This window comes from Methylobacterium sp. 001424705, from assembly GCF_059816145.1.
Genome location: NZ_JCBANU010000003.1, coordinates 19,523 through 37,233 on the forward strand (window position 1 = coordinate 19,523; position 17,711 = coordinate 37,233).

Annotated in this window: 15 protein-coding genes and 1 tRNA gene; 15 read left to right on the forward strand and 1 reads right to left on the reverse strand. The window is 69.8% G+C overall.

Annotation, left to right across the window (positions count from 1 at the left end; translation table 11 throughout):
- The first annotated feature begins 148 nt into the window (after positions 1–148).
- From AC6EUL_RS03635 to rsgA, 3 genes are all read left to right on the forward strand, one after another.
- Positions 149–754, forward strand: a complete 606-nt coding sequence (locus AC6EUL_RS03635; RefSeq protein ID WP_082501193.1) for a PopZ family protein — start codon at positions 149–151, stop codon at positions 752–754.
- A gap of 115 nt (positions 755–869) precedes the next feature.
- A complete protein-coding gene (locus tag AC6EUL_RS03640; protein ID WP_499868926.1) occupies positions 870–3,602 on the forward strand; it encodes a valine--tRNA ligase in 2,733 nt (910 codons plus the stop codon).
- 40 nt (positions 3,603–3,642) lie between these two features.
- Complete coding sequence (rsgA, locus tag AC6EUL_RS03645) at positions 3,643–4,641, forward strand: ribosome small subunit-dependent GTPase A (RefSeq protein ID WP_499868928.1); 999 nt, start codon at positions 3,643–3,645, stop codon at positions 4,639–4,641.
- Positions 4,642–4,651: 10 nt separating this feature from the next.
- On the opposite strand, the gene purD is transcribed toward rsgA, so the two are convergent.
- Positions 4,652–5,935: a phosphoribosylamine--glycine ligase gene (gene purD / locus AC6EUL_RS03650; RefSeq protein WP_499868930.1), complete on the reverse strand. Its 1,284-nt coding sequence runs from the start codon at positions 5,933–5,935 to the stop codon at positions 4,652–4,654.
- Positions 5,936–6,380: 445 nt separating this feature from the next.
- On the opposite strand from purD, the gene xseA reads away from it, so the two are divergent.
- From xseA to AC6EUL_RS03710, 12 genes are all read left to right on the forward strand, one after another.
- Positions 6,381–8,102 carry an exodeoxyribonuclease VII large subunit gene (gene xseA, locus AC6EUL_RS03655; protein WP_499868932.1) on the forward strand — a complete coding sequence of 574 codons (1,722 nt, stop codon included), beginning with the start codon at positions 6,381–6,383 and terminating at the stop codon, positions 8,100–8,102.
- A 172-nt stretch (positions 8,103–8,274) separates the two neighbouring features.
- The gene (locus tag AC6EUL_RS03660) at positions 8,275–8,502 is read left to right on the forward strand and encodes a DUF4170 domain-containing protein (RefSeq protein ID WP_056212940.1); all 228 of its coding nucleotides are present in this window, start codon (positions 8,275–8,277) and stop codon (positions 8,500–8,502) included.
- Positions 8,503–8,637: 135 nt separating this feature from the next.
- Positions 8,638–9,582: a ribose-phosphate pyrophosphokinase gene (locus AC6EUL_RS03665; RefSeq protein ID WP_055959118.1), complete on the forward strand. Its 945-nt coding sequence runs from the start codon at positions 8,638–8,640 to the stop codon at positions 9,580–9,582.
- A gap of 187 nt (positions 9,583–9,769) precedes the next feature.
- Positions 9,770–10,480, forward strand: coding sequence for a DUF1013 domain-containing protein (locus AC6EUL_RS03670; RefSeq protein WP_056212942.1), 711 nt, complete (start codon positions 9,770–9,772; stop codon positions 10,478–10,480).
- Positions 10,481–10,816: 336 nt separating this feature from the next.
- Positions 10,817–12,547 (forward strand): 30S ribosomal protein S1, encoded by a 1,731-nt coding sequence (gene rpsA, locus AC6EUL_RS03675; protein WP_056212944.1) that lies wholly within the window; start codon positions 10,817–10,819, stop codon positions 12,545–12,547.
- A 450-nt stretch (positions 12,548–12,997) separates the two neighbouring features.
- Positions 12,998–13,984: a signal peptide peptidase SppA gene (sppA, locus tag AC6EUL_RS03680; protein ID WP_056212946.1), complete on the forward strand. Its 987-nt coding sequence runs from the start codon at positions 12,998–13,000 to the stop codon at positions 13,982–13,984.
- 46 nt (positions 13,985–14,030) lie between these two features.
- The gene (ihfB, locus tag AC6EUL_RS03685) at positions 14,031–14,342 is read left to right on the forward strand and encodes an integration host factor subunit beta (RefSeq protein ID WP_056212948.1); all 312 of its coding nucleotides are present in this window, start codon (positions 14,031–14,033) and stop codon (positions 14,340–14,342) included.
- A gap of 34 nt (positions 14,343–14,376) precedes the next feature.
- Positions 14,377–14,751 carry a lipopolysaccharide assembly protein LapA domain-containing protein gene (locus AC6EUL_RS03690; protein ID WP_499868936.1) on the forward strand — a complete coding sequence of 125 codons (375 nt, stop codon included), beginning with the start codon at positions 14,377–14,379 and terminating at the stop codon, positions 14,749–14,751.
- A gap of 31 nt (positions 14,752–14,782) precedes the next feature.
- Positions 14,783–15,424 carry a phosphoribosylanthranilate isomerase gene (locus tag AC6EUL_RS03695; RefSeq protein WP_056380957.1) on the forward strand — a complete coding sequence of 214 codons (642 nt, stop codon included), beginning with the start codon at positions 14,783–14,785 and terminating at the stop codon, positions 15,422–15,424.
- 147 nt (positions 15,425–15,571) lie between these two features.
- Positions 15,572–16,813, forward strand: a complete 1,242-nt coding sequence (gene trpB / locus AC6EUL_RS03700; RefSeq protein ID WP_056213099.1) for a tryptophan synthase subunit beta — start codon at positions 15,572–15,574, stop codon at positions 16,811–16,813.
- Between the two features lie 111 nt (positions 16,814–16,924).
- Positions 16,925–17,001 (forward strand) — tRNA-Met (locus AC6EUL_RS03705).
- Positions 17,002–17,214: 213 nt separating this feature from the next.
- Positions 17,215–17,700 (forward strand): transposase, encoded by a 486-nt coding sequence (locus tag AC6EUL_RS03710; RefSeq protein ID WP_499868939.1) that lies wholly within the window; start codon positions 17,215–17,217, stop codon positions 17,698–17,700.
- Positions 17,701–17,711 lie beyond the last annotated feature (11 nt).

The window sequence follows — 17,711 nt, forward strand, 5'->3', positions numbered from 1 at the left end:
CCCCGGCCGGCGCAGCCGTACCTCAGAGTCTCACGGCGGCGCGAGCTTATCCCGTGCCGTGCAGCGGCCGGCGCTTGTGTCGGGGCGGGAGCATGAAATACTCGCCGCACGTCGCAACCGTTTCCCCCAGATCCCGAGCATCGTCCGGATGAGTGCAGCGAGCCCCAAGGTGTCGGACAAGGCGCAGGAACCCTCCATGGAGGAGATCCTGGCGTCGATCCGGCGCATCATCGCCGACGATCAGATCGCCAAGGCCGAGGTGGTCCCGCCGCGGGCATCCGCCCCGCAGCCCGAGAACGACGATGTGCTGGACCTCGCCGAGGTCGCCCAGCCCGTCCGCAAGCCCATCCCCCTCGACGAGCCCGAGATCGCGTTCCGCAAGGAGCCAATCGAGGACGGGCAGATCGACTTCGATGCGATCTCCTTCGACGATGACGAGCCGGAGCTGGAGCCGCTGCCGCCTCTCCGTGCCGCTGCCCCCATCGAGCCGCCGCGTCCGGCTCCCCAGTCCGCGATGCGCGAGCCGGAGCCGACACCCACCGAGCGCCTGACCTCGGCCGTCACGGATGCGAGCGTCGCCCAGGCCTTCCACATGCTCTCGAACACGGTGATGAGCAGCCAGGCCCGCACCCTGGAGGACCTCGTGCAGGATATGCTCCGGCCCATGCTGAAGGGCTGGCTCGACGAGAACCTGCCCGGCATGGTCGAGCGTCTGGTGCGCGCCGAGATCGAGCGGGTGGCCCGGGGCCGCTGAGGCCCGAACGCGGTCGCAGGGCCGAATCGCCGGGCTCGCGTGTTGACGCAGGGGGCCCGACGGGTTGAAAGCGGACCAACCTCCGCTTTCCCCGATCAGTGACCCGACCCCGCCCATGATGGACAAGACCTTCGATCCCGCCGCCGTCGAGGCGCGCATCGCCGCCGCCTGGGAATCGGGCGAGGCCTTCAAGGCCGGGCGCCCCGAACGGGCCGGGGCGAAGCCCTTCACCATGGTGATCCCGCCGCCGAACGTGACCGGCAGCCTTCATATGGGGCACGCCCTCAACAACACGCTGCAGGACATCCTCTGCCGCTTCGAGCGCATGCGCGGCCGCGACGTGCTCTGGCAGCCGGGCACCGACCACGCAGGCATCGCCACCCAGATGGTGGTGGAGCGCCGCCTCGCCGAGGCGAACGAGCCGGGCCGGCGGGAGATCGGCCGCGCGGCCTTCGTCGAGAAGGTTTGGACCTGGAAGGCGGAATCGGGCGGTGCGATCGTCAACCAATTGAAGCGCCTGGGCGCTTCCTGCGACTGGTCGCGGGAGCGCTTCACCATGGGCGTCTCGGGGGCGCCGGACGACCAGATGGTCCGTGCCGTCACCCGGACCTTCGTCGACCTCCACGCCCAGGGCCTGATCTACCGCGACAAGCGCCTGGTGAACTGGGATCCGAAGTTCCAGACCGCGATCTCGGACCTCGAGGTCCTGCAGGTGGAGGTGAAGGGCCATCTCTGGCACTTCGACTACCCGGTCGTCGACGCAGGCGGCACCGAGACCGGCGAGATCATCACGGTCGCCACGACCCGGCCCGAGACCATGCTGGGCGACACCGCGGTCGCGGTCCATCCGGAGGACGAGCGCTACACCCATCTGGTCGGCAGGCGCGTGCGCCTGCCCCTGGTCGGGCGCCTGATCCCGATCGTCGCGGACAGCTATTCCGACCCGGAGAAGGGCACGGGTGCCGTCAAGATCACGCCCGCCCACGACTTCAACGACTTCGAGGTCGGCCGTCGCGCCGGCTGCACGCCGATTAACATTCTGGATCCGGAAGCCCGCATAAGCCTCGACGGCAATGCGGCTTTCCTGAGCGGTTCGGATCCCGAGCCGGAGACCCTAGCCCTGCACGGCCTCGACCGATTCGAGGCGCGCAAGCGGGTCGTTGCCTTGATGGAGGCGCGCGAGCGCCTGCGTCTTACCGAACCGAACACCCACGCGGTCCCGCACGGCGACCGCTCGAACGTCGTCATCGAGCCCTACCTCACGGACCAGTGGTACGTGAACGTGAAGCCCCTGGCCGAGCGCGCCCTGCAGGCGGTGCGCGATGGAAAAACCCGTTTCGTGCCCGAAAATTACGAGCGGACCTTCTTCCAGTGGCTCGAGAACATCGAGCCCTGGTGCATCTCGCGCCAGCTCTGGTGGGGCCACCAGATCCCGGTCTGGTACGACGAGGCGGGCGGCATCTACGTCGCCATGAGCGAGGCGGAGGCGCAAACCCAGGCCGATGCGAAGCGCGGGGCGCCCGCGCCCCTGCGTCGGGACGAGGACGTCCTCGACACCTGGTTCTCCTCCGCCCTGTGGCCGTTCTCGACGCTGGGCTGGCCGGACGAGACCCCGGAACTGGCGCGCTACTACCCGACCGACACGCTGGTGACCGGCAAGGATATCATCTTCTTCTGGGTCGCCCGGATGATGATGCTCGGGCTCCACGTCACCGACCGGGTGCCGTTCTCCACCGTCTACCTGCACACGCTGGTGCGCGACGCCTCCGGCGCAAAGATGTCGAAGTCGAAGGGCAACGTCGTCGATCCGCTCGGACTCATCGACCAGTACGGGGCCGACGCCCTGCGCTTCACCCTTGCGGCGATGGCCGCCCAGGGGCGCGACATCAAGCTGGCGGTGAACCGGGTCGAAGGCTACCGCAACTTCGCGACGAAACTCTGGAACGCCTCGCGCTTCGCCGAGATGAACGGCTGCGCCCTGCGGGCCGACTACCGGCCGGAAAACGCTGGCGAGACCCTGAACCGCTGGGCCCTCGGCGAGGCCGCGCGAGCGGTCGCCGAGGTCACGACGGCCCTCGAGGCCTACCGATTCAACGACGCGGCGGCGGCAGCCTACCGCTTCGTCTGGAACATCTTCTGCGACTGGTACCTGGAACTGGCCAAGCCCGTACTCCAGGGGGAGGGCGTCGCGGCGGCCGCCAAGGCCGAGACGCAGGCCACCGTGGCCTTCCTGATCGACCAGATCGCCAAGCTGCTGCACCCCTTCATGCCCTTCCTCACGGAAGAGCTCTGGGCGATCAAGGGCGCAGACCTGCCGGAGCGGGGCCTGCTCGCCCTTGCGCCCTGGCCGGATCTGGCCGCCCTTAACGACTCGGCCTCGGAGGCCGAGATCGGCTGGCTCGTCGACCTCGTCTCGGAAATTCGCTCGGCCCGCTCCGAGACCAGCGTGCCGGCAGCGGCGCAGATCCCCCTCGTGGTGGTCGGCGCCGATGCGGATCTGCAGGCCCGGGCGATCCGCTGGGGCGACACCCTGGTGCGGCTGGCGCGGCTCTCCGAGATCCGCTTCGAGGCGGCCGCGCCGAAGAACTCGGTGCAGCTCCTGGTGCGCGGCTCGGTGGCGGCCCTGCCGCTGGAGGGCATCGTGGACCTCGCCGCAGAGGTCGCCCGCCTGAAGAAAGAGGCGGCGAAGGCCGGCGCCGAGATCGCCAAGATCGAGGGCAAGCTCGGCAATGCCGACTTCCTCGCCCGCGCGCCCGACGAGGTGGTGGACGAGCAGCGCGAGCGTCGCGATGCAGAGGCCGCCCGCCTGGAGAAGATCACGGAGGCGCTGGCGCGGCTCGCCGCTTGAGCGGGTCGCGAGCCTTCGGCGCGCGACTGGGTCGCGCGTCGTGACGGTCGTCCATACCCTGGCCGAACTCGGCTGGTCCGCCTTCTTCGCGGACCAGTGCCGGCCCGACGAGGCGGCCCTCGTGCCCCAGCGCGTCGCCACCGTGCACCGCGCCCGCATGGGCGCCCTCGCGGAGGCGGGGCCGCTCAAACTCATGCTGCCGGTCCACACCAACACCGGCGACTACGCGGTCGGCGACTGGGTCCTGGTCGAGGCCGGGACGCAGATGCTGCGCCGACGCCTGGACCGCCGCACCGTCCTGGAGCGGCGGCGGGAAGGGAGCGCCGCGCCGCAGCTCGCGGCGGCCAATGTCGACGCGCTCTTCATCGTCACGTCCTGCAATTTGGACTTCAATCCGACGCGGCTGGAGCGCTACCTTGCCCTCGCCAACCAGGGTGGCGCCGAGCCGGTCATCGTCCTGACCAAAGCGGATGTCTGCGAGGATGCGGAGCGCTATCGCCGCGAAGCCGAGGCCCTGCAGCGCGATCTCGCCGTGGTGCTGGTGAACCCCCGCGAATCTGGAGCAGCGGCGCGGCTCGGCCCCTGGTGCGGCCCCGGCCGCACCGTGGCGGTGGTCGGCTCTTCGGGGGTCGGCAAGTCGACCCTCGTGAACACCCTGGCGGGCCCGGGCCACGCGGCGCCGCAGGCGACGGGGGGCATTCGGGAGCATGATGCGAAGGGCCGACACACCACGACGAGCCGCTCGCTCCATGCCATCGCGGGCGGCGGCTGGGTGATCGACACGCCCGGGATCCGCTCGCTCCAGCTCGGAGATGCGGCCGAGGGGATCGACACCCTGTTCGCCGAGATCACCGAGCTGGCTCCCGCGTGCCGCTTCCGCGACTGCACCCATGCCCACGAGCCCGGCTGCGCCGTGCAGGACGCGGTGGCCGAGGGACGCCTCGACCCGGAACGGGTGGCGCGCTGGCGCATCCTGCGGGCCGAGAACCGGGGCAACACGGTGGTGCCCACCGGCCCCCGCGGCAACAAGCGGCGCTGACCGCCGAACCTCAGATCCCGCCGCCCGCGACCTCGCGGGCGACGGCGCGGCGGCCGATATCGCGCCGGCAGAAGCCCTCTGGCCAGTCGATCCGGGCCACCGCCGCGTAGGCGCGTGCCTGGGCCTCCATCATGCTCTCGCCCAGGGCCGTGACGGCGAGCACCCGGCCCCCGTCGGCGAGCAGGCGCCCGCCCTCGGCGCGGGTGCCGGCCTGGAACACCAGGACCTCGTCGCTCACGCCCGCGGCCTCGATCCCGCGGATCTCCGAGCCGCGCAGAACCGCTCCGGGATAACCGGCCGCCGCCATGACCACCGTGAGCGCGGCACGCCGCTCGTCGAATTCAAGGCTGATCCCGGATACGTCGCCCTCGCAGGCCGCCAGCAACGCCGGTACGAGATCGGAGGCGAGGCGCGGCATTAGCACCTGGGCCTCCGGGTCGCCGAAGCGGGTGTTGTACTCGATCAGCTTCGGCCCGTCGGCGGTGAGCATCAGCCCGGCATAGAGGATGCCGGTGAAGGGGATGCCCCGCGCACGCATGCCGTCGAGCGTCGGAGCGATGATGGTCTCCATCACCTCCCGCTCCAGGGCCGGGGTCAGGATGGTTGCGGGCGAGTAGGCGCCCATGCCGCCCGTATTGGGACCGCGGTCGCCGTCGAAGACACGCTTGTGGTCCTGGGCCGTGCCCACCGGGACCGCGCGGGTGCCGTCGCACAGGGCGAAGAAGCTCGCCTCCTCGCCGAACAGGCACTCCTCGATGACGATCTCGGCGCCGGGCTCCTCGAACAAGGCCCGAACGGCGCTCTCCGCCTGCTCGCGGGTCTCGGCCACGACCACACCCTTGCCGGCAGCCAGACCGTCGGCCTTCACCACGATGGGGGCGCCCTGCGCGGCGAGGTAGGCCAGGGCCGGCTCGAGAGTTTGGAAGCGCGCGAAGGCGGCGGTGGGGATGCCGACTGCGGCGCACAGGTCCTTGGTGAAGCCCTTGGAGCCCTCGAGCTGGGCGGCGGCCTTCGTCGGGCCGAACACCCGGACGCCCGCAGCCTGCAGGTCGTCGACGAGGCCCGCCACCAGGGGGGCCTCGGGCCCGACCACCACGAGGCGGATGCGTTCGCCCGAACAGAAGGCCCGCACGGCGGCATGGTCGGACACGTCGAGCTCCGGGCGGTTCTCGCCGAAGGCGGCCGTGCCGGGATTGCCCGGTGCGGTGAACAGGCGGGTGCAGAGGGGGCTCTTGGCGAGGGCGAAGGCGAGGGCGTGCTCGCGCCCGCCCGAACCGATGAGGAGGATGTTCATGAGGGGTGATGTTCCCCAAAAGCCGTTCGTTGAAAAGTCCGATTCGCCGTCGACACTCGCGCTGTGCACGGGAAGCGGTCCGCGAACCGGGTTCGGCCTCCGTGTGTTCTCGGACTTTCCGCATGGAACGAACCGCTTCGGACGACGTTGTGAGGATTATGCCAGGCTGTCGCAAATCCGTTCCGTTTTTGGTGGCGCCGACTCCTTCCCGGAGTGTCAGCCTCGCGCATTACGTCACGCACGGACGCGTTCCCGTGCGCGCCTGCAACGACAACGGCAACCTCGACAATCTGCCGATCTGGCGCATGGCCCTGGCGATCTGCGCCGTACCCGTGGCATCCGTGCTGGTCATCCTCTCCATCCTGATGTGATGCGCCGGGTGTGACTTGGAGTGGCGCGGCCAATCCCTTTACCTGAGGCGACGCCGGCCCTAGCGTCCGCCGCCATGGCCGTTCCTCCTCCGCCCGCCAAAGCCGCCTCCGAATCCGGACCCGTCTCCAACGTGCCGGAATGGTCCGTCGGAGACCTTGCCTCCGCGCTGAAACGGACGCTGGAGGATGCCTTCGGTCACGTCCGCCTGCGCGGGGAGATCTCGGGCTTTCGCGGCCAGCACAGCTCCGGCCACGCCTACTTCTCGCTCAAGGACGGCAGCGCCCGGATCGACGCGGTGGTCTGGAAGGGCACCTTCAACCGCCTGCGCCAGCGGCCTCAGGAAGGGCTCGAAGTGGTCGCCACCGGGCGGATCACGACCTTCCCGGGCAAATCCTCGTACCAGATCGTCATCGAGACCCTGGAACCCGCCGGCGTCGGGGCTTGGATGGCGCTGTTGGACGAGCGCAAGCGCGTGCTCGCCGCCGAGGGCCTGTTCGCGCCCGAGCGCAAGCGGCCGATCCCGTACCTGCCGCGCGTGGTCGGCGTGGTGACCTCGCCCACCGGCGCCGTCATCCGCGACATCCTGCACCGGCTCGCGGACCGCTTCGCCCGGCCGGTCCTGGTCTGGCCCGTGCGGGTTCAGGGGGAGGGGGCGGCCGAGGAGATCGCGGGGGCGATCCGGGGCTTCAATGCGCTGGCGCCCGGCGGCGCGATTCCCCGGCCCGACGTCCTCATCGTGGCGCGGGGTGGCGGCTCGATCGAAGATCTCTGGGCCTTCAACGAGGAATGCGTGGTGCGGGCGGCCGCGGACTCGACGATCCCGCTGATCTCCGCGGTGGGCCATGAGACCGACACCACCCTGATCGACTTCGTCTCCGACCGCCGGGCTCCGACCCCGACGGGGGCCGCCGAGATGGCGGTTCCGGTGCGGGCCGACCTCGTCGCCGCAGTGGTCGATCTCGGACGGCGCCAGCGTGAGGCGGTCCAGCGTCGCCTCGACCGGGAGCGCAGCGACCTGCGCGCCCTGGTGCGGGCGATGCCGGACGTCGACGCCTTCCTGGCGGCCAAGCACCAGCGCCTCGACCTCGCCGAAGCGCGGCTCGGCCCGGCGCTGGCCGGCAACGCCCGGGTGTTCCGGCTGCGCGTCTCGCACCTCGTCGAGCGCTTCGCCCGGCATCCGCCCACCCTGGCCCTCGCCCAGGCGCGGGGACGCGTCGCCCGCATCGGCGACCGTCCCGGCGCGGCCCTGCGCCACGACATGGCGCGCAAGGGGGAGGGGCTGTCCTATCTCGGTCGCCGCCTCGTCATCGCCCGGGCGGGAACGGTGAGCCGCGCACGGGCGGAGCAGGTCCGCAGCCGCGATCGCCTCGACGCCCTGCAGGCGCGGCTGGTCCGGGCCGGGATCCGCTCGACGGAGCGCCGCGCCGACCGCCTGGCAGGCCTCTCCGGCCTCCTCGGCTCGCTCGGCTACCGGGCCGTCCTGGCCCGCGGCTACGCCCTGGTGCGCGACGCCGACGGGCGGGCGATCCGCGCGGCGGCGCAGGCCGTGCCGCACATGACCCTGGAATTCACAGACGGTTTCGTCGAGGTCGCGCCCCGCGACGCCGCGGCCCCCGCCGCGGCGGCTCCCCCGAAGGCCGCGCGGAAGAAGGGCGCCCCGACCAAGACCGCCCCAACCAAGACCCCCGCGACCAAGGAGGCAACCAAGACCGCCCCGACGACGGCTGCCGGGACGGCGCCGCCGGCGGACGTCCCGGCGCCCCCGGCCCGGCAGGGAAGCCTGTTCGACCTCTGAGGACCGGTTGCCGGGCGGCAACGCCTGTGCACCGTGGCCGGCGGGGAGGGGGCCTGCGTGTTGCGCGGCACGCGGATCGGGTTGACGAACCCGGCGGCGTTTGCGACCGCACCGGCGGCACGCCTCGTGCCTTCCGGGATGGCGCCGGATCCGGGCGGAAGGAGATGCGGGAATGACGACGACGATCGACAGCGCACAGAGACTGCATCTCGTCTTCGGGGGCGAATTGGAGAGTCTCGACGGCGTGAATTTCCGCGACGTCAAGGATCTCGACATCGTCGGCATCTTTCCGGACTACGCCTCGGCCCAGACCGCCTGGAAGGCCAAGGCACAGTCGACGGTTGACAGCGCCCAGACGCGCTACTTCATCGTGCATCTGCACCGGCTGCTCGAGCCCTGATGTGCGAAACCTGACTTCGGAACGGACGTGAAGGCATTGTGACGCCGGGGTTGCGGCTGTTATGCAGCGCCGCAACGACGGCCTCAACCTCGGCACGGGCTCGGCCCTCCAGGATCGCGAGATGAAGACCCCGGCATGAAGTCCTCGATCAAGATCATCGCCGGCAACGCGAGCCGCCCCCTGGCCGAGGCCATCGCGGCCTACCTCGAATTGCCCTTGGCCAAGTGCATGGTGCGGCGCTTCGCCGACATGGAGATCTTCGTCGAACTCCAGGAGAACGTGCGCGGCGAGGACGTGTTCATCGTCCAGTCGACCTCGTTCCCGGCCAACGATCACCTGATGGAACTGCTCATCATGATCGACGCCGCGCGCCGCTCCTCGGCGCGGCGGATCACCGCCGTGATCCCGTATTTCGGCTATGCCCGCCAGGACCGGCGCACCTCGGGCCGCACCCCGATCTCCGCCAAGCTCGTGGCCAACCTCATCACCGAGGCCGGGGCCGACCGCGTGATGACCCTCGATCTCCATGCCGGGCAGATCCAGGGCTTCTTCGACATCCCGACCGACAACCTGTTCGCCGCCCCCGTGATGGTGCGCGACATCAAGGAGCGCCTCGACCCCCGGGACTGGATGGTGGTGTCGCCGGATGTCGGCGGCGTCGTCCGCGCCCGTGCCATCGCCAAGCGCATCGACGCGACCCTGGCCATCGTCGACAAGCGCCGCGAGCGTCCGGGCGAGTCCGAGGTGATGAACATCATCGGCGAGGTCGAGGGACGCTCCTGCATCCTCGTCGACGACATCGTGGATTCCGGCGGCACCCTGGTGAACGCCGCCGAGGCCCTCCTGAACGCCGGCGCCAAGGACGTCTCCGCCTACATCACGCACGGGGTGCTCTCGGGCGGCGCGGTCTCCCGCATCGCCGCCTCGCGGATGAAGGAGCTCGTCATCACCGACTCGATCCAGCCGACCCAGGCGGTCAAGCTCGCCCGCAACATCCGGGTCGCCACCATCGCGCCGCTCCTGGGCGAGGCCATCGGACGGACGGCGACGGAATCCAGCGTGTCGAGCCTCTTCACCTGACGCGCGCGTCCCGGATGTCCGGGACCAGCGGATCGCAATTGCGCTGACCCCATCGGAACCTGTATAGACGGCGCTTCCCTATTGCAGCGTTGAGACGGGATGCTGCCGGCCAGTCGAGGCCGGAGCGAGCGACGCCCTGTCGGCGGCGCCCCGGACCCGTCCCGCACGAACCAGTTGGAGTAGCCCGATGTCGCAAGGCCCGCTGATGCCGAAGGCCACCGCCGTATGGCTGGTGGAGAACACCTCGCTGGCCTTCGAGCAGATCGCCGATTTCTGCAAGCTGCACCCCCTCGAGGTAAAGGGGATCGCCGACGGCGAGGTCGCCGCGGGCATCAAGGGCCTCGATCCGATCACCACCGGCCAGCTCACCCGCGACGAGATCGAGAAGGCGCAGAAGAGCCCCAACTACAAGCTCAAGGTCGCGGTCTCGAAGGTGAAGCTGCCCGAGGTCAAGCGCACCACCAAGGGGCCGCGCTACACGCCCCTCTCCCGCCGCCAGGACCGGCCGAACGCCATCCTCTGGCTGCTGCGCAACCACCCCGAACTCAAGGACGCGCAGATCATCCGCCTCGTCGGCACGACGAAGTCGACGATCCAGCAGATCCGCGAGCGCACCCACTGGAATTCCGGCTCCCTTCAGCCGATGGACCCGGTGACCCTCGGCCTCTGCACCCAGATCGACCTCGATTTCGAGGTTCAGCGCTCGGCCAAGGACCGTCCGGCCAACATGCCGGTGGATGGCGGCGCGACGCTGCTGCCGACCGAGGTGTCGACGGCCACGGACTACACCGAGGCCGACGCGCATCACCGCAGCGCCCGCGACGAGAAGCTCAACGCCGATTCGGTGTTCGCGAAGCTCAAGGGCATGCGCAGCACCGAGGACGACGACGAGGACTGAGGCGCCCCGCACGCGCCGCGCCGACCGATCCCCGTGGCCCCGCCGCGGGGATTTTTCGTTTCCGGGCTCCGGGGCGGAGGGCCGGCAGCCAGTTGCCGGATGGTCGGCAATCCGCTATGCAACCGGCGTTCTCCGAATGGATTCCACGAGGCTCGGCCGTCCCGCCGGGCCACGCTCCGTTTGGAGGATCGCTCTCGACCATCGTTTGAGAATGCGTCGGCCCTCCTCCGGGAGGTTGAGCCCGTCGGGTCCGTGACCCCGGGTGGCGACGTCGAGGGCGTCCCGTCACACGAGCCGCCGATGCCGGCCTCCCGATGAGGCCTGTCAGGAGACAGAATGACCGCTGGTAACGCCCTGCAGCGTAGCCCGAGCCGCGACGATTTCGCCGCTCTTCTCGAGGAGTCCTTCCTCGAACACGAGATCACCGAAGGGTCCGTCGTCAAGGGTCGCGTCGTCGCGATCGAGAAGGACGTGGCCGTCATCGACATCGGCGCCAAGACGGAAGGCCGTGTCGCCCTCAAGGAATTTAACGGCCCCGGCCGCGAAGGCGAACTCGCCGTCGGCGACGAGGTCGAGGTCTATGTCGACCGCATCGAGAATGCCCTCGGCGAGGCCGTCATCTCGCGCGACAAGGCGCGCCGCGAGGAGAGCTGGGTCAAGCTCGAGAAGGCCTTCGAGGCCAACGAGCGCGTCACCGGCGCGATCTTCAACCAGGTCAAGGGCGGCTACACCGTCGACCTCGACGGCGCCGTGGCGTTCCTGCCGCGCTCCCAGGTCGACATCCGCCCCGTGCGCGACGTCACCCCGCTGCTGGGCACCCCGCAGCCGTTCCAGATCCTCAAGATGGATCGCCGCCGCGGCAACATCGTCGTGTCGCGCCGCACCGTCCTCGAGGAGAGCCGCGCCGAGCAGCGCTCCGAGCTGGTGGCCAACCTCGAGGAAGGCCAGGTCATCGACGGCGTCGTCAAGAACATCACCGAGTACGGCGCCTTCGTCGATCTCGGCGGCATCGACGGCCTGCTCCACGTCACCGACATGGCGTGGCGCCGCGTGAACCACCCGTCCGAGGTCGTGACCATCGGCCAGACGGTCAAGGTCAAGATCATCAAGATCAACCACGAGACCCACCGCATCTCGCTCGGCATCAAGCAGCTGCTGGCCGATCCGTGGGAGGGCATCGCCCAGCGCTACCCGGTCGACGCCAAGCTCAAGGGCCGCGTGACCAACATCACCGACTACGGCGCCTTCGTGGAGCTGGAGCCGGGCATCGAAGGCCTGATCCACGTCTCCGAGATGTCCTGGACGAAGAAGAACGTCCACCCGGGCAAGATCGTCTCCACCTCGCAGGAAGTGGAAGTGCAGATCCTCGAGGTCGATCCGGTCAAGCGCCGCATCTCGCTCGGCCTCAAGCAGACCCTCCAGAACCCCTGGGAGGCCTTCGCCGAGCAGCATCCGGTGGGCTCCGAGGTCGAGGGCGAGGTCAAGAACAAGACCGAGTTCGGCCTGTTCATCGGCCTCGACGGCGATGTCGACGGCATGGTCCACCTGTCGGATCTCGACTGGAACCGTCCCGGCGAGCAGGTCATCGAGGAGTTCAAGAAGGGCGACATGCTGCGCGCCCAGGTTCTCGACGTCGACGTCGAGAAGGAGCGCATCTCGCTCGGCGTGAAGCAGCTCGGCGGCGACCCCTTCACGGAAGCCGGCGACCTCAAGAAGGGTCAGATCGTGACCTGCGAAGTGGTGGACGTGAAGGATTCGGGCGTCGACGTGAAGATCGTCGACACCGACCTGACGACCTTCATCCGCCGGGCCGAGCTCGCCCGCGACCGTGGCGACCAGCGCCCCGAGCGCTTCGCCGCCGGCGAGAAGTTCGACGCCCGCGTGATCCAGTTCGACCGCAAGGCGCGCCGGGTCCAGCTCTCGATCAAGGCCCTCGAGATGGCCGAAGAGAAGGAGGCGATGGCCCAGTTCGGTTCGACCGATTCGGGTGCCTCGCTCGGCGAGATCCTGGGCGCCGCCTTCAAGAAGGCCCGCACCAGCGACGACAAGGACGAGTCGCAGGACTGATCCGTCCCGCGTCTCCCCCGGTCCCTTGGGACCGGGGATCCTCGCAGACTCCATCGACGCCCGCGCGGGATCGCCTCCCGCGCGGGCGTTTTTTCGTGCGCGGACCCCGTTCCCCCGGAGCCGCGCGGAGCCGCCGCCAGCCCCTTGTCGGTCCGTGTCCGGCAAGGCTAGAACACGAGCCCGTGACGGATCGGGCGCGGCCTCACGCCGGAGGACGCGTGAGGCATCCAGGGCCGGGATGTGTCGAAGCCGATCGCTGCCAAAGGCCGATAGCTGCCAAAGGCTTGATGCAAATCGGCGGGGAGTGTGGGACAAGGTTCGGCGCGCAGGCGGAGGCCGGCGCGTACCGGCCGAGCGTTCGGACCCGGGCGCCCGGAACCGGGCGTCCGAAATTCGGCGTCCGGAAACATCAGCCGGCCGAGCCGGCACGTGAGGGAGCGTAACCAGCGCATGGCCGCGGATGCCGAACTTCTGATCGATCGCCGGCGCCTGCGCCGCAAGCTCTCCCTCTGGCGCGTCCTCGGGATCGGCGGTCTCGTGGTCGCGGTCGGCGCGGTCGGCCTGCGGGTTCGCAGCGGCGGCGAGGCCCTGGGCCTCGGCAGCGTCCGTCCGCAGATCGCCCGGATCTCGGTGGGCGGCTTCATCGCCGGCAGCGAATCCACCACCAAGCTGATCGCGCGCGTCCGCGACGCGAGCGCCGTTCAGGGCGTCGTGGTGTCGATCTCCTCGCCGGGCGGCACCACCACGGGCTCCGAGGAACTCTACCGCAACCTGCGGGCGCTCGCCGAGAAGAAGCCCATGGTGGCCTTCGTCGACGGCACCGCCGCCTCCGGTGCCTACATCGCGGCCATCGCCGCCGACCACATCGTCGCCCGCGAGACCGCGCTGGTCGGCTCCATCGGCGTCCTGTTCCAGTATCCGGACCTGTCGGGCCTCCTCGACAAGGTCGGGGTCAAGGTCGAATCCGTGAAGTCGGCCCCCCTCAAGGCCGAACCGTCGGGTTTCACGCCCACCTCGCCCGAGGCCCGCGCCGCCCTCGCGGCGGTCGTCGGCGACACCTATGCGTGGTTCAAGGGGCTCGTGGCCGACCGGCGCAAGATGACCGAGAAGGAACTCGCCACCGTCTCCGACGGCCGGGTGTTCAGCGGCCGCCAGAGCGTGCCCCTGAAGCTCGTCGACGGTCTCGGCGGCGAACGGCAGGCCATCGCCTGGCTCGAATCCGAGCGCGGCGTGGCCAAGGACCTGCCGGTGCTGGACTGGAAGCCGACGGCCAAGAGCGATTTTCGCCTGTGGTCCGCCCTCGGCCTCGGGGCCGACCTCGTCGGGCTCGACGGCGTCGCGGCGCGTCTGCGCCAGGTCGGCGACGAGACGGCGGGATTGGCCCAGGGCGGACTCCTGGTCCTCTGGCGGCCCGGGCCCGCGGACGCCGCCCGCTGAGGGTTCGCGCCACCCCATTCGTGCATGACTTCGTGAAGGCCCTCGCATGATCAAGTCGGAGCTCGTGCTCAAGATCGCCGAGCAGAACCCGCATCTCTACCAGCGGGACGTCGAGACCCTGGTGAACGCGATCCTGGACACCATCGCGGATGCCCTGGCCCGCGGCGACCGGGTCGAGCTGCGCGGCTTCGGGGCCTTCTCGGTGAAGCGCCGCGATGCGCGGCGCGGGCGCAACCCGCGGACGGGTGCGGCCGTTGCCGTCTCGGAAAAGGCCATCCCCGTGTTCAAGACGGGCAAGGAGATGCGCCTGCGCCTCAACGAGGCCGGTATCGGGGACGGCGCGGCCGCCGCGTCCTGATCCGCCCCGTCCCCAACGCTCGGAGTTCCTCTCGATGATCCGCTTCCTCAAGGGCTTGGTGCTGCTTCCCGTGGCGATCCTGGTGGTCGCCTTCGCGGTGGCCAACCGCGACGTGGTGCGGGTGTCCTTCGATCCCGTCTCGCCCGACATGCCGGTGTTCAGCGCGGCGCTGCCGCTCTACCTGCTGCTGTTCATCGCGGTGGCGATCGGCGTCCTTCTGGGCGGCTGCGGCGCCTGGCTCGGGCAGGCGGGCACCCGCCGCACCAGCGCCGCGCGCCGCCGCGAGATCCGCCGCCTGGAGAGCGAGACCGCCCGCCTGAAGACCTACGCGCCGGCGCCGACCAACGAGGGTCCGAACGGCATCTACCGCAACGCCCCCGACCGCGTCGCCCTGTCGGCGCCGCACTGAGGCCGGCGGCACGCCCCGAGCCGCGGCACCCATGGCGACCATCGCGATCAAGATCTGTGGGCTGAGCACGGCGGCGACCCTCGACGCCGCCCTGGAGGCCGGCGCCGATCTCGTCGGGTTCGTGCATTTCCCCAAGAGCCCCCGGCACGTGGACCTGGAGACCGGCCGTGCCCTCTCGGCGCGCGCGAAGGGCCGGACCGAGCGGGTGGTGCTCCTCGTCGACCCGGACGACGCTGCGTTGGCGGCCGCCGTCGCGGCCCTCGACCCCGAGTGGATCCAGCTCCACGGGCACGAGACGCCGGAGCGCGTCGCGGCCATCCGCGCCGTGACCGGTCGCCGGGTGATGAAGGCCATCGGCGTCGCCACCTCGGCGGATCTCGACGCGGTCCCCCTGTATACGGGGGTGGCCGACCGCATCCTCCTCGACGCGAAGGCGCCCCCGGAGGCCCTGCTGCCCGGCGGCAACGGCCATGCCTTCGACTGGGATCTCCTCGACGGCGCGGTCCTGCCGGCGGATTACATGCTCTCGGGCGGCCTCACCCCCGGCACCGTGGCGGCGGCGCTCGCCCGCACCGGCGCGCGCGCCGTCGACGTGTCCTCGGGCGTCGAGACCCGGCCGGGCGAGAAGTCGCCGGACCGGATCGCCGCCTTCATCGCGGCGGCCCGGGGCTGAGGGGGCAGGGGGCTCCCGGCCGGGAACCCCTCGCTTTCCGCGCCCAAAGGCCCGGATTTCGCGATTCGACGCGTTGGCCGCATTGTCGCCGCCCCCCGCGCGGGTCTAGGCCTATCGACAAACGCAGAGCTGACAAGGACCATGCCCGTGACCATCGCTCCCCCTCCGAACTCGTTCCGCAACGGCCCGGACGAGCGCGGCCGCTTCGGCATCTTCGGCGGACGCTTCGTGGCCGAGACGCTGATGCCGCTGATCCTCGACCTAGAGGCCGCCTACACGGCCGCGAAGGCCGATCCGGCCTTCCAGGCGGAGATGAACAGCCACCTGACCCACTATGTCGGCCGGCCGAGCCCGCTCTACTACGCCGAGCGCCTGACGGAGCACCTGCGCGCGCAGGCCGCCCCGGGGCAGGGCGCGAAGATCTTCTTCAAGCGCGACGAGCTGAACCACACCGGCTCGCACAAGGTGAACAACGTGCTCGGCCAGATCATGCTGGCCCGCCGCATGGGCAAGCCGCGCATCATCGCCGAGACCGGCGCCGGCCAGCACGGCGTCGCCACCGCCACCCTCTGCGCCCGCTTCGGCCTGAAATGCGTGGTCTACATGGGCGCCGTCGACGTGGCGCGGCAGGCGCCCAACGTGTTCCGCATGAAGATGCTGGGCGCCGAGGTGGTGCCGGTGCAGTCCGGCACCAAGACCCTCAAGGACGCGATGAACGAGGCCCTGCGCGATTGGGTCACCAACGTCGCCGACACCTTCTACTGCATCGGCACGGTGGCGGGCCCGCACCCCTACCCGGCGATGGTGCGCGACTTCCAGTCGATCATCGGCCGCGAGACCAAGCAGCAGATGCTGGAGATGGAGGGCCGGCTGCCGGATTCCCTCGTCGCCTGCATCGGCGGCGGGTCCAACGCCATGGGCCTGTTCCATCCCTTCCTCGACGATCCCGAGGTCGCGATGTACGGCGTCGAGGCGGCGGGTCACGGCATTTCCAGCGGCCTGCACGCGGCCTCGCTGTCGGGCGGCAAACCCGGCGTGCTGCACGGCAACCGCACCTACCTGCTCCAGGACGCCGACGGCCAGATCGCGGATGCGCATTCGATCTCGGCCGGCCTCGACTATCCGGGCATCGGCCCCGAGCACGCCTGGCTGCACGAGGCCGGCCGCGTCACCTACCTCTCGGCGACGGATCAGGAGGCGCTCGACGCCTTCAAGCAGTGCTCGATGCTGGAAGGCATCATCCCGGCCCTGGAGCCGGCCCACGCCCTCGCGAAGGTCGGGGAGCTGGCCCCGCAGAAGCCCCAGGATCACCTCCTCGTCGTCAACCTGTGCGGACGTGGCGACAAGGACATCCCCCAGGTCGCCGAGATCCTCGGCACCCGGCTCTGACCTTCACGCGGGGCCGGCCATTTTCCCCGGTCCGACCCCGTTGACACGTCACGGCGGGGTTCCCTATACCGCCGATCTCATCGCGGCCACGATCTTCGGCGGCCGCGGTTCGGCGGGGTAGCTCAGCTGGTTAGAGCAGAGGAATCATAATCCTTGTGTCGGGGGTTCAAATCCCTCCCTCGCTACCAAGATTTAAGCCTGCTAGGTCAATGACTTAGCGGGCTTTTTCTTGTCTCCCGGCGGCGCGACGAATTTCTCTGTACCGACTTGGTCCCGAGTCGGTCGCGGCGCATGTCTTCCGAGGTTCCATTCCTTCGGTTCGACGTCAGCCTCCGTGGAACCGATTGAGGGTCTTCACGAACGGTGGAGGGCTGGTTCATCGTAGCCCCTGAGGAGCGACGATGAAGCAGCCATCCGGACCAGCCAAGACGCCGGCAGAAGCGGTGATCAAGGATATCCACCGGGCCACCCGTCGTCAGTTCTCCTCCGAGGAGAAGATCCGCGTGGTGCTGGAAGGCTTGCGCGGCGGGGACAGCGTCGCCGAGTTGTGCCGCCGTGTGAGGATCGCCGCCTCATTGCATTACGGCTGGCCCCAGACGCTCAAGACCCGCATCCTGCTCGAACACGCCGACTTTCCCGGCGAACTCGAAGCGCGGATCGAAGGCTTCGTCGAGCATGACACGCACTGCCGGTTTCACGAGAGCCTCGGCAATCTCACGCCCGCCGAAGTCTACTTCGGACGCGCCGTGGGATCCCCGTCAAATCGTGGCTCCGCGTCATTGGATGGAATGAGAGAGTCCTCCGTGCTTCAACGAGTTGGTCACCAACTCATGGACGACGAGCGCCAACGTCGTCGCCGCAGCCTCGCCAACGCCCAACTGACCTGACCGGTATTTTG